The organism is Zarconia navalis LEGE 11467 (assembly GCF_015207075.1).
Taxonomy (GTDB): Bacteria; Cyanobacteriota; Cyanobacteriia; order Cyanobacteriales; family Geitlerinemataceae; genus Zarconia; species Zarconia navalis.
Genome location: NZ_JADEXN010000114.1, coordinates 1 through 11,115, shown reverse-complemented (window position 1 = coordinate 11,115; position 11,115 = coordinate 1). Strand labels below are relative to the sequence as shown.

The following is an 11,115-nucleotide window of genomic DNA, read 5'->3' as shown; positions in this document are numbered from 1 at the left end:
GACGAAGACAATCCCACCCCCGACACCCGAACTGGGGTTGCCACCTTCGCCCCCGACGGGTCGGAACAGGATGCCCTGGCTGAGTACCTCGCTGCCCACTTCCCCACCCAAACCCCCTTCGATACCGAAGAGGTTTCCCCGGAACTCGACGAACGGATCCAAAACCTGGACTTCCGCCAGGATACGATTCTCAACGGCAGCGGATCGATCGCCACAGATGGGGATGACGACATTATCGGAACCAACGACCCCGATCTAATTGATGCCCTCGACGGTAACGATCGGGTAGATGGTCTGTTCGGCGACGATACGATTAACGGAGGGGGCGGAGACGATCTGCTCAAAGGTCGCCGCAACAACGATCTGATTTCCGGTGGCGAAGGGGCCGATCGCATCGTCGGACAGGGGGGAGACGACACCCTCCTCGGCGGTACGGGAGACGATCGACTCTTTGGCGAGGCGGGGGATGACGTTCTCGAAGGAGGCGATGGCGACGATTTCCTTCTCGGTTGGAAAGGAAACGACCTCGTTACCGGTGGTGCGGGACGGGATACTTTCGTCTTGGCACCCACCCACGACGCAGATACGATTGTTGATTTTGCTGTTGCCGAAGATGCGATCGGCATTCGCGGCATCTGGACGTTCGAGGATTTGTCCTTCGAGCAAACTGATGGTAACACGATCGTCTCTTTGGGCGGCGCAACCCTAGCAACGTTGGTGGGGGTAGACGAGGCTTTGAGCAGCGACAATTTCGTGATGCTTTAAAGTCAAAGTTGTAGGGGACTTGCGGGTTATAGCAGGCGACAAGTTAATTAGGACACTGCGTGAAATGGGGCAGAAAAGGCAGGGGAGGCAGGGGGAAAATGCACGCTCGGTATTTTTGGTGTCCGTGCCCATAGTGGCGACTGCTATAATAACTCGTCTCGGCTTTGTTGCACGAGTGCAGTGCAGCAGAAATAACTGACCCACTCTCAACCAGTGAAAGCTGTGTGTACTAGTCATTTTGCATTTTTAATGACCCGTAGCGGCACTAGTACAAGGCGGCGGGAGTCTAACTACCATTTCTCTAATCGAGTGTCCCGATCGTGGTGTATCCGGCGGAACTAATGGTGGGTGAATTCCCGCCCTCGTGTACTAGTCCCTTCCTCCTTCCTCAAGCCGGATTCAACACCAACAACCGCACCGACTGGCGAAACTCGGCATCGAGATAGCGGTAGCGAATGGGTTGCCACTCCTGCCAGAGTTGCCACTGTTCCAGCCGCATTTGTTCCGCGACGGTGGGCAATGCCCGAGCAATATCGCATTCGAGTTGCTTCTCTAGAAATTCCCGCAGCACGGCCTGGTCTTGCATTTGACCGAGTAACCCTTGAATGTGCTTAAACTCTCGGGTTTGTGTTGTATAAGCTTCGTCGTAACAATCCACAAACACTTCCGTTTGATACCGCACCCGCTTCACCTGCTTGCGTAAATCGTGCAGGCTGGCACTTTCACGATCGATTTGCTGGAGCATTCCGATAACATTTGCCACACTCCCACCGTTCAACTCGCTGCCTTGGGTTGTTCCCACCCACCAACCCGGATGCAAAAATAGTTGAGCGAGCAGAGGAAGGAGCAAATCGGGCAGCGCATCTCGAACCGGAAGAACGGCCATTGCTTTATGTGCGGGACGATCGAGCCAATTTTGCAGGCTGCGAACGAGTCGATCGAAGCGATCGCCTTTCAGGGCTTTTTCGAGTTGGCGAAAGTCTTGGACTCGCTGTTTTTTTAAGCGGTCGAGAACGCTATCCAAACGTTTGCCTTCTTTCCCGCTTAAATTCGGTCGGTAACGGGTAACGAGTTCTTGTTGCAGAACATCTAAATCCCTAACTGCCCCCAAAACATTAACAGTTTTACGAATTCGTCGAGCGCTTGCCTCCTCGGGTAATTGTAAGACTCGATCGAATACGGAAATTGCCGTTCGCAACCGTCGAAAACCAATCCGCATTTGATGTAAAGGTTCGGTATCGCTATCTTTGAGAACTTGTTTCTTGTGTTTGATGCACTTTTTTAAACTACGCCGGATTTCGCGATTGGCATAGTCTCCTAATGTCAATATTGAGGTTGATATCTGTGTTTTCATGATAGTTTAAGCTCGCGTGCTATCTACGTTAAACTCGCTCGATCTTTTTTCGTTAAATACAAATAAAAAATCACACTTCAAAATATCTATCATTTTTGCGATCGTTCCAGAGTTCAATAGCATTTTTCGGTGTCGATTGTATCTGAAAATTTGAAGAGAGGCTGCGATGCCAAAGAGAGTCTTTTCGACAATCGACTACCGTGCGGATAATCGTGTAATCTATTATATTATTTTGAACTTAGAAATCAAAGTCCTCTCTAGCTCCGTTCTTTACCTCGAAGAGAGTTACAATAAATTCGCACTATTTTTCTTCAAGCCTCAAGGTAAGTTTTGAAAGATTGAAAAATTTCAAAAAATTGGATATTTTAGCGCTCGGATTTTTTGAATGATATCAACATTGTCTCGACTTACTTTAGACCGTATAATATCTAAATTGTAAATTACAAACCGTTCGTTTTTATGTAAATCTTATAAACGTCAGTTCGGGTTTAAAAATGCTTGCAGAAGCGAGAAGCAAAAGATAAGTTGGTCTACCTTGTCCCTAGATCGAATTCTGAATATTTTAAAGATAAAGATGCGATCGCAAACAAGGAGACCTGAAATTATAATTCTCTAAAAAAAAGTCTTTCCAAAAGATCGTGAGAAAGGTTCCAGATAAAAAAATTAGATGGTTAATATCTTCAGATCTAACCTAGAGAATCAATCTTTACTTGTTGCTGTTGAATCTTTGCGCTCTCTTTACCCAGTCAGCAATAAACCTCAAGACAATGAATACAGCGCGATCTCACCTCCCCTTTCATTTCCTGGCAGGGGAGGTTTCTTTCAATGTGGATCTATTTGGATATGTCCGATAACCGGGGTTTCCATCCTGCAGCCGCTCGACCTCAATAACGAGTGAAAAGGGAGTAATTGGGAAATCCTTCTCCACTTTCAGGAAAATTTATGAATTCTCCCTCTCGAAAACCGAGTGACAGGAGCTTTGAAGTCTATAATATGATTATTCTATGGGTGCAAAATTTCAGATACCAATTCTCAGAGGGCACATTATGGCTAAGCAGAAAAAGTGGCTAAAGGAGTCTCTTGTTTCTATTCTTACCAGCATCGGTCTGCTCGCAGGTACGAGCTGGTTCTATCCCGCGAGATCGGTGACCTTTGAAGCCCCGAACGATGCGTCTCCTCGTCGTTCTACGGGTGGCGCATCTCGGGGAACCATTAAATTTCTTCCCCCTGCAGCTGCTTATCCCAATGTAGAAAGAGGCGATGTGACTCGCGGGGAAACGGTTTTTGAAACCAATGGAGCGAATGCACCCACCCGAACCACTGGAGGTGCATCTCGCGGGGAAACGGTTTTTGAAACCAATGGAGCGGATGCACCCGCCCAAACTACTGGAGGTGCATCTCGCGGGGAAGTTACCTTTGAAACACCCGGTCGCGAATCACCGAACACAACTTCGGGAGCGAGTTCTAGAGGCGAGCAGTACTTCGTGACCGCTCTGATTCCCAATACCAACCACGGTCGCACGGTTTCCGAGCGCCCCACCTTCTACATCTACATGCCAGCGACCTCAGTCAAGCAGGTCTTTTTCAGCCTGCAAGACGAAGATCGCAACAGCTACTATCAAACCACTTTGCCCATTGCTAACCGCAAAGGTATTATTAGTTTTACGCTGCCCGACGAAGCTCCGCCCCTCGAAGTTGGCAAACATTACGAATGGTATTTTGTCACCCTCGAAGGAGATCGGTTGCGTCCTGACTCTCCGAGTATTTCGGGGTGGATCGAGCGGATCGAACCCGATCGATCTCTTGCGGCTCAAGCAAGTGCGGGAACGTCATTAGAGCTGGCTGCATCCTACGGTCGGCAAGGTGTTTGGTACGATACTCTGACCACTTTGGTGGAACTCAAGCGTTCGGAACCCGACAATAATAACTTAGTGTCTGAATGGACGGAGTTGTTAGAACAAGTCGGTTTGGGTGATTATGCGGCTAATCCGATTTTGGTAACCGAACCCCTAACCGAGTAGTTTCAAAAATTGGTCAATGTGGCTTAAGCTCAAACAACTCCTTAGAGAGTGGCGGGGAGTGCTCGTCATCGCCCCCAGTGTCGCCGGCTGCGCGATCGCTGGGGGTGCTTTAGGTTGGTTTCAGATTTTAGAATGGGCAACGTTCGATCGTTTTTTTGAGTTGAGATCGCAAGAATCGGTTGACGAGCAAATTGTCATCGTCACTATCGATGAGGAGGATATCTCCCAAGTTGAGAATTGGCCGATTCCCGATGAAGTCCTCGCCCAACTGATAGAGAATATTGCCACGCGGCAGCCGGCTGCCATCGGCGTCGATCTCTATCGCGACTTGCCAGAGCCTCCCGGTCACGAGCGATTGGTGGAGATTTTCAAAAACACGCCCAATCTGATTGGGGTTGAAAAAGCCATTGGAGAACCAGCGGAACAAGTTGGACCTCCCCCCGCTTTAGAGGAAGCCAATCAAGTCGCATTAGCCGATCTGGTCGAAGATGCCGATGGAAAAATTCGCAGGGCACTAATTTACGCTCAGGGAAAGCCTGGGTTCGGAACGCGCTTAGCTCTAGACTATTTGTCATCGAGGCACCAGCTCGAACTCGAGTTTGCCGATCGGGAGAAAAAATACTACCGTTTGGGGAAAGCACTCTTTATTCCCCTCATCGGAAATGAAGTCCCTTATAAAGGACTGGGGCACGATTTCGGCGGCTATCAAATTTTTTTAAACTACCGAGGGGGGGTGAATCGTTTTACACGAGTGTCGATGAGGGAAGTACTCTCTGGTGGCTTCGATCCCGAATTAATGCGCGATCGTATTGTCCTGATCGGGCCCACCGCAGAGAGCACCAATGACTTTTTCTTCACCCCGTATCCAGGGAAAATGCCGGGTGTTGAAGTTCACGCCCATATTATCAGTCAAATTTTGGGTGCGGCTTTAGAAGGTCGTCCGTTTTTGCAAGCGTGGAATCACAAGCAAGAAGGGGTATGGGTTCTACTTTGGTCTGCCGTGGGTGCGATCGGGAGTTGGGTGCTGTTACAAGCCAATCGATTTGGCAAAACATTCTTTTTCGTCAGCACGATTCTCGTCATTTCTGGCTCGGTACTCAGTCTAGTCGCCTTCGGCTACGTGGCATTTTTAATGGGTTGGTTCGTTCCGGTTATTTCACCGACCTTAGCTGTTTTTCTTTCGGCCGTTATTGCCACGAACTACCATAGTTATTGGCAACTCAAAAGTGCGAACGCTCGGCTGGCTGCTACCAATCTCCAACTCGAGGATGCGAACGATCGCCTCAAAGAATATTCTCAGACCCTCGAAGCGAAAGTCAGCGAGCGAACTCGGGAATTGCAAGTCGCCAAAAAGCTTGCCGATACCGCCAACTCAGCCAAAAGTGAATTCTTGGCCAATATGAGCCACGAACTGCGCACTCCCCTCAATGGGATTTTGGGATACGCTGAAATTTTGCAACGGGATCGAGCCGCCACATCCAAACAACAAGATGGTCTCGGGATTATTCATCAGTGCGGTTCCCACCTACTGACTTTAATTAATGACATTCTCGATCTGTCTAAAATTGAAGCGCGAAAACTCGAACTCCACCCCCACGAATTCCATTTTTCATCTTTTTTAAAAGGGGTGGCGCAAATTTGTTCCATCAAAGCCGAACAAAAAGGTATTTCGTTTTCCGAGCAGTTCGACCCCAATTTACCGGCCGGAATCCGAGCGGATGAAAAACGACTGCGTCAAGTACTCATCAACCTTTTGGGAAATGCAATCAAGTTTACCGAGACCGGAGGTGTAACCCTCAAAGTTCGAGATATCGGTAGTGCTTCCCCAGCACCCGAGGAAGACCGGGAAAATCCTCATACCTCCTATCGACAGATTCGCATTCAGATTGAAGATACGGGAGTGGGTATGAGTCAAGCACAAATCCAAAAGATTTTCTTGCCCTTCGAGCAAGTGGGAGATACGAAAAAACAATCGGAAGGCACGGGGTTGGGACTCGCCATCAGCCAAAAAATCGTGCAGATGATGGACAGCGAACTCAAAGTGACCAGCCAGCCGAACGAAGGCAGTACGTTTGAGATCGATTTGGTTTTACCCGTTGCCCGAGACTGGATTGAGGACTCTGCTAAGCCCGATCGTCAAAAAATTATTGGCATTGAGGGAAAGCAACCGAAGATCTTACTCGTGGACGATAACTGGCAAAATCGATCGGTTGTGGTGAACTTACTCGAGCCGATCGGAATTAATATTGTGGAAGCGACCAACGGTCAAGAAGGATTGGATAAAGCACAAGAATTCCTTCCCGATGTCATTGTGACTGATGTTACGATGCCCGTGATGGACGGATTTGAAATGATCGGGCGAATCCGGTCTCTATCCGAACTTAAAGAGGCGATCGTTATTGTATCTTCTGCAAGTGTCTTCGAATCCGATCGCCAAGCGGCATTGGATGCGGGAGGAGATAGCTTTTTACCCAAACCCGTCTCCATCGACGAACTTCTGGCGACCTTAGAAAAGGCCATGGGCTGCAAGTGGATTTATGAAGAATCCGTTGTTCCCTCTCCCTCTCGGGAATCTTCGAGTTCAAACGGTCATGGCACCCAAACACCGACAACCGTACCCAGTCGCGAGATTTTGCAGAAGCTAGAGGATCTCGCCCGACGGGGGAATATCAAAGCCATCGAACGGGAAGTTAACGAACTCGAATTGGGCGATATAACTTTAGAGCCATTTGCCAGCCAAGTTCGCCGACTGACGAAAAGTTTCCAAGTCAAAAAAGTTCAAGAACTCATTCAATCTTATCTGACACCCACTTGACCGGCAGCTTAGGGACTTGCCAAAAAATAAGATACCAGCTTGCTAACAATTTGCTTTAGGGGTCAACGACCGTTGACCCCTACGGTTGGTCTGTTATTTTCCCGCAGATCCCTTAGCCATTATCTATTCAAGCTCTCGATGTCAGCGTCAGCGATATAAGGGGAAAGAATCGCTGGCATTCGCGATTTGAGTACCAATGCTTGATAGATCGTAGCAGCGACTTCGGCGCGACGAATGCTTGCCAGGGGGTTGAGGCGTTGGCGGTGGGGATGGTTGACGACGAGTCCGTGTTGGGTGGCAGCGGCGATTGCTCTAGTGGCGTAGGATGGGATTTGGTTGCGATCGAGGTAAAATTCGAGGATATCGGTATTGTCGGCCACTAAAACCAAACCGCTGACAAGCGCTACCAAGGCTTCAGTACGAGTTAGATTTTTCTGGGGTCGGAAGGTTCCGTTGGGGAAGCCGGAAATAAAGCCCATGCGGGTGGCTTTGGTAATGGCATCTGCCCCCCAAAAGTCTGACGATACGTCGAAAAAGTCGATCGGTTCGGATTTGAGGGGGAAATCGAAGGTTTTAGCGACGATGGCAGCATATTCGGCGCGGGTGAGGTTGGCTTGGGGTCTGAAGGTGCGATCGCCAAATCCCTGCAGGTATTCTTTCTCGAACAGGGGTTGAATGAATTCTTGCGCCCAATGTTCGCGAATATCGGTGAGTTGGGTGGGCGTGAGTATCGGCAGAGGGGAAGTGGGCTTTGAAGAAGGAGGAATGACTAAATCGGCTTCAAATTTCCTCATCTTGGCGGCGGCTTCTGGGTTGGGTTGCCCGTAAATGCGCGGAAGCTGCCCGGTTTTGACGAGCACTTTGCGGACTTCGAGGTTGGTAATCTCGGCGAGGTTGCGGTTTTCAATGAGGGCGATGGCGCTGGCAATTCCGAGTCCTTGGGCCACGGCAACGTTAAATTCGACGATCCGTCCGGCAGAAGAAGCGTAGCCTTCAAATCCCGAGGCGGGACTGACGACGGCGAGGTTGGGAACATCGCGGATTTGGGCGTGGCGAATCCCGACGTTGAAGATGGGCTTGGTATGGAAGCCGACTCGACTGTATCCTTTTTCTCGTCCTTTTGCTCCCAAGCCGGTAATGCCACCCCGGACGTCGAAGTGGTAGCTGAAGCTGGCGAGGGCTTCGGAGTCGGGAACCCCTCCTTCGAGCATTTTCGTTCCCGTGAGGGGTTCGACGACTCCGGTAACGTTCCCTGCATGGCGGATGTAGAGTTCGGTGGCGGGTTTGACCGATGTTGCCCCCATCGCTTTTTTTATCCAAGTGGCAACCCAGTCCATTTCTTCTTCCATGGCGGGGGTGGGTTTGGCTCCGGTTCGGGCGAGTTTTTCGGCTTCGGTTCCGTTGACGTAAAACAGAAGAGAATTCCAGGAGAGTCGTTCTTGGGGTAATACGGCGACGTTGCCGTTATCGAATACCGATCCGGTTTCGGCCAAAGACCATTTTTTCTGGCGGAAAGAGTGGTAGGCGATGCTCAGGGCACGACTGCGGATATCGACGAAGTCTTTGGCTTGGTAGAGGGTTTTAAGTCTGCCTGCCGCGTCGAATAGGTCTCCTCGGAGAATGGTGGCAAGTTCGGCGGCGAATCCGGCGGCAATATCCAACCAATGCTGGGCTTCTAAATCGCGAGGGTTGGAGAAGCGGGTAAGGGAGGAGGTTTCGACTTGTTTGAGGGTGGGGATGCTCAGACCTTCGGTTTGGAAGCAGAGGGTGACGGGAAGTTCCGATTCTGGCAAGCCGAAGGTTTCGTAGCCTTTGAGTTTGCGGACTCCGGCAAATTGGGCGAGTTCGGCGTTGACGGTGGCATCGATAAATTGTTTGCCCCAGTAGGTGTCGCCGCGCCGGAGTTTAATGCCGGTGAGGAGGGAGTTTTCGACGATCGTCGATTCGATGCGGACGTTACTGAGAATTTGCGCGCCGACTTGCCCCAGCATCCAGCGCGCGGCGGCATCACCTTTTTTCGGGTCGAGGGCGATCCAGTCTACTTCGGCCCGTTTGAGAAATTCTTTGTAGATGTTTGCCGGATCGCCGAAGGTGGGTAAACCCATCGATTGTAGGAAGTTCCAGTCTAAGCTCGATCGATCGAGGTATGCCAGTTCGCCGCGTACCAGGGTTCCGCCGAGTCCGTCCTTGGCGTTGCTTTTAACCATCAGCAGGGTACGGGGATATTGCCGCATTCGCCGGTAGTATTCTCTCGCGGCACTGACGAGTCCGAGGATGCCGGGAACTTCATCGCCGTAGACGATCAGATCGTATGTGTTGGAGGGGTTTGCCACGATCGATACCTTTTTGATTCGCTAGGATTAGTTTAGCAAAGGGGGTCTGGGGATTCGGGGATGGCGATCGCTTTTTTTAGATTAGATAAAAAGCGATCGGAAGGCGATAAATCGTAAAATTACAAACGTACAAGGTCAATGAATCACTTCAGTGAAAAAATGAATTCTCTTGGATACGACAATTTAGTACATCAAGAGAAAGAGTTTACAAAAGGTAAAATGTTTAAACTTGAAGAAATTCTACAGGCAAAATTACCAACGCAATATCGTCAGTTTCTTCTAGACTATGGTGGCTGTGCAATCGCAATCGAAGAATATGTTGTTGTGGATTACATTGAAAAAAATCCAAGAGATGGGGATGAATGTCTAGTTGAGGTATTTTTTGGAATCCCACTAGATACTGCCAGCGATAAGCAAAAACTCTACGATCTGTTTGGAGAATACTATGGCTATCTTGGTATAATACCTTCTAACTTATTACCGATTGCCACCTCATGCGGTAATATTATTTGTATATCTTTTCAAGGAACAAATAAAGGTAAAGTGTACCTTTGGGAACATGAAGAGGAAGAAATGACAGCGGCAGGAGAACCTTGTACTTATAGTAATGTTTATCTTATCTCCCATTCATTTAAAGAGTTTATAAAATCTTTAAAAATTCAAACTGAGGAGGAATTTCTGGAGTCTTTATAGATTTGCAATAGGTTCTACGGTCTACTCGTATACAGGGCAATCGGCGTTATCGATAGATTGCTAAATGGAAGCCGTATCTAACTCATAAATTACGAGAGAGTCGATCGTAACTCTTCCACATCTGCAATACTCAATCCCGTCGTTTGGGCGATCGTTTCATCGTCAAGGCGATCGAGCAGTTGTCGGGCAATGGCGAGCTTGGCTTCTCGCTGTCCTTGTTGGCGACCTTGCTCTAGCCCCTCTTCTAACCCTTCTTCACGACCTTCTTCACGACCTTCTTCACGACCTTCCTCACGGCCTTCCTCACGACCTTCTCGACGACCTAATGCGATCGCCCCTTGTTGGTCGTAGATAAACATTTCTCGACGTTCCAAATCTTCAACTTCCTCCCGGCTTAAATTTGCTTGGTTGGCAATGGTAAAGGCTTGATGAATTTCGGGAATGCTATCTAAAGGCTCGGGAGTCTCGGTGAGGCTGCGAGCGCATTTCATAAAGTAAATCCACTTATCGGTTAGGGTTTCGAGTTCGGGTACATCCTTGGTAAATTTAGGCAATTCGATGAAGATTAAATCGATGTCATTTTCGGGATACTTAAAATTTGCCGTTTCTTCTTTGTAACAAAATCGCGAAAGGAAGCGATCGCTTTGTTCGAACATCACAAAGTCGGTAATGGTTAAGGCCACCACGGGTTTTAGCATCCGATAACCTTCCCCAGACTTTAATTGAAAGGCATAGGTTTTGGCGGCGTTGAATAATACTCGTTTGCCAAAGGATTCTACGTTAAGAACCTGCATTTCGATGATGACGATCGTGCCATCCTTGAGTTTGGCTTTGACATCGAGATAGGTATCTTTTAATCCTTGGACTTTTGGAGCGAGGTTGGGGTCGATAATTTCTAAGTCTTCGATGGTCGAATGACCTTCATAGATTAAAGCATTGAGAAAACTAATGAGAATGTCTTTACTTTGGGGGGAACCGAATATTTTTTTGAAGGCATAATCGGTTTTTGGGTTGATAAATATCATCGGACAAGGGATGTGGGGAGCGGGTGGGTTGAAGCGGGGCGATCGCAATTTAAAATTGTTTAGCGTACAAAAAATAGATATAGCTTCGCCCTTTGGTGCAGTTTACCAC

7 protein-coding genes are annotated in these 11,115 nt (G+C 48.8%); 4 read left to right on the top strand and 3 right to left on the bottom strand.

The features are described 5' to 3' along the window. A partial coding sequence (locus IQ235_RS08220) for a calcium-binding protein (RefSeq protein WP_319592560.1) occupies nucleotides 1-765 on the top strand: 765 nt, incomplete at its 5' end. 388 nt (nucleotides 766-1,153) lie between these two features. Here IQ235_RS08220 and IQ235_RS08215 read toward each other — a convergent pair. Then, nucleotides 1,154-2,119 carry a CHAD domain-containing protein gene (locus IQ235_RS08215; protein WP_264320997.1) on the bottom strand — a complete coding sequence of 322 codons (966 nt, stop codon included), beginning with the start codon at nucleotides 2,117-2,119 and terminating at the stop codon, nucleotides 1,154-1,156. 1,046 nt (nucleotides 2,120-3,165) lie between these two features. Between IQ235_RS08215 and IQ235_RS08210 the strand changes: the two genes are divergently transcribed. Both IQ235_RS08210 and IQ235_RS08205 read left to right on the top strand, forming a co-directional pair. Next, nucleotides 3,166-4,140: a DUF928 domain-containing protein gene (locus tag IQ235_RS08210; protein ID WP_264320996.1), complete on the top strand. Its 975-nt coding sequence runs from the start codon at nucleotides 3,166-3,168 to the stop codon at nucleotides 4,138-4,140. Nucleotides 4,141-4,156: 16 nt separating this feature from the next. Beyond that, the gene (locus IQ235_RS08205) at nucleotides 4,157-6,955 is read left to right on the top strand and encodes a CHASE2 domain-containing protein (RefSeq protein WP_264320995.1); all 2,799 of its coding nucleotides are present in this window, start codon (nucleotides 4,157-4,159) and stop codon (nucleotides 6,953-6,955) included. A gap of 119 nt (nucleotides 6,956-7,074) precedes the next feature. On the opposite strand, the gene IQ235_RS08200 is transcribed toward IQ235_RS08205, so the two are convergent. Next, entirely contained in the window at nucleotides 7,075-9,288 is a 2,214-nt protein-coding gene (locus tag IQ235_RS08200) for an S-layer homology domain-containing protein (protein WP_264320994.1), read from the bottom strand. A 138-nt stretch (nucleotides 9,289-9,426) separates the two neighbouring features. Between IQ235_RS08200 and IQ235_RS08195 the strand changes: the two genes are divergently transcribed. Next, nucleotides 9,427-9,981, top strand: coding sequence for an SMI1/KNR4 family protein (locus tag IQ235_RS08195; protein WP_264320993.1), 555 nt, complete (start codon nucleotides 9,427-9,429; stop codon nucleotides 9,979-9,981). An 89-nt stretch (nucleotides 9,982-10,070) separates the two neighbouring features. Here the strand turns inward: IQ235_RS08195 and IQ235_RS08190 are convergent, their stop codons facing one another. After that, nucleotides 10,071-11,006, bottom strand: a complete 936-nt coding sequence (locus IQ235_RS08190) for an Rpn family recombination-promoting nuclease/putative transposase (protein ID WP_264320992.1) — start codon at nucleotides 11,004-11,006, stop codon at nucleotides 10,071-10,073. Nucleotides 11,007-11,115: the final 109 nt, after the last annotated feature.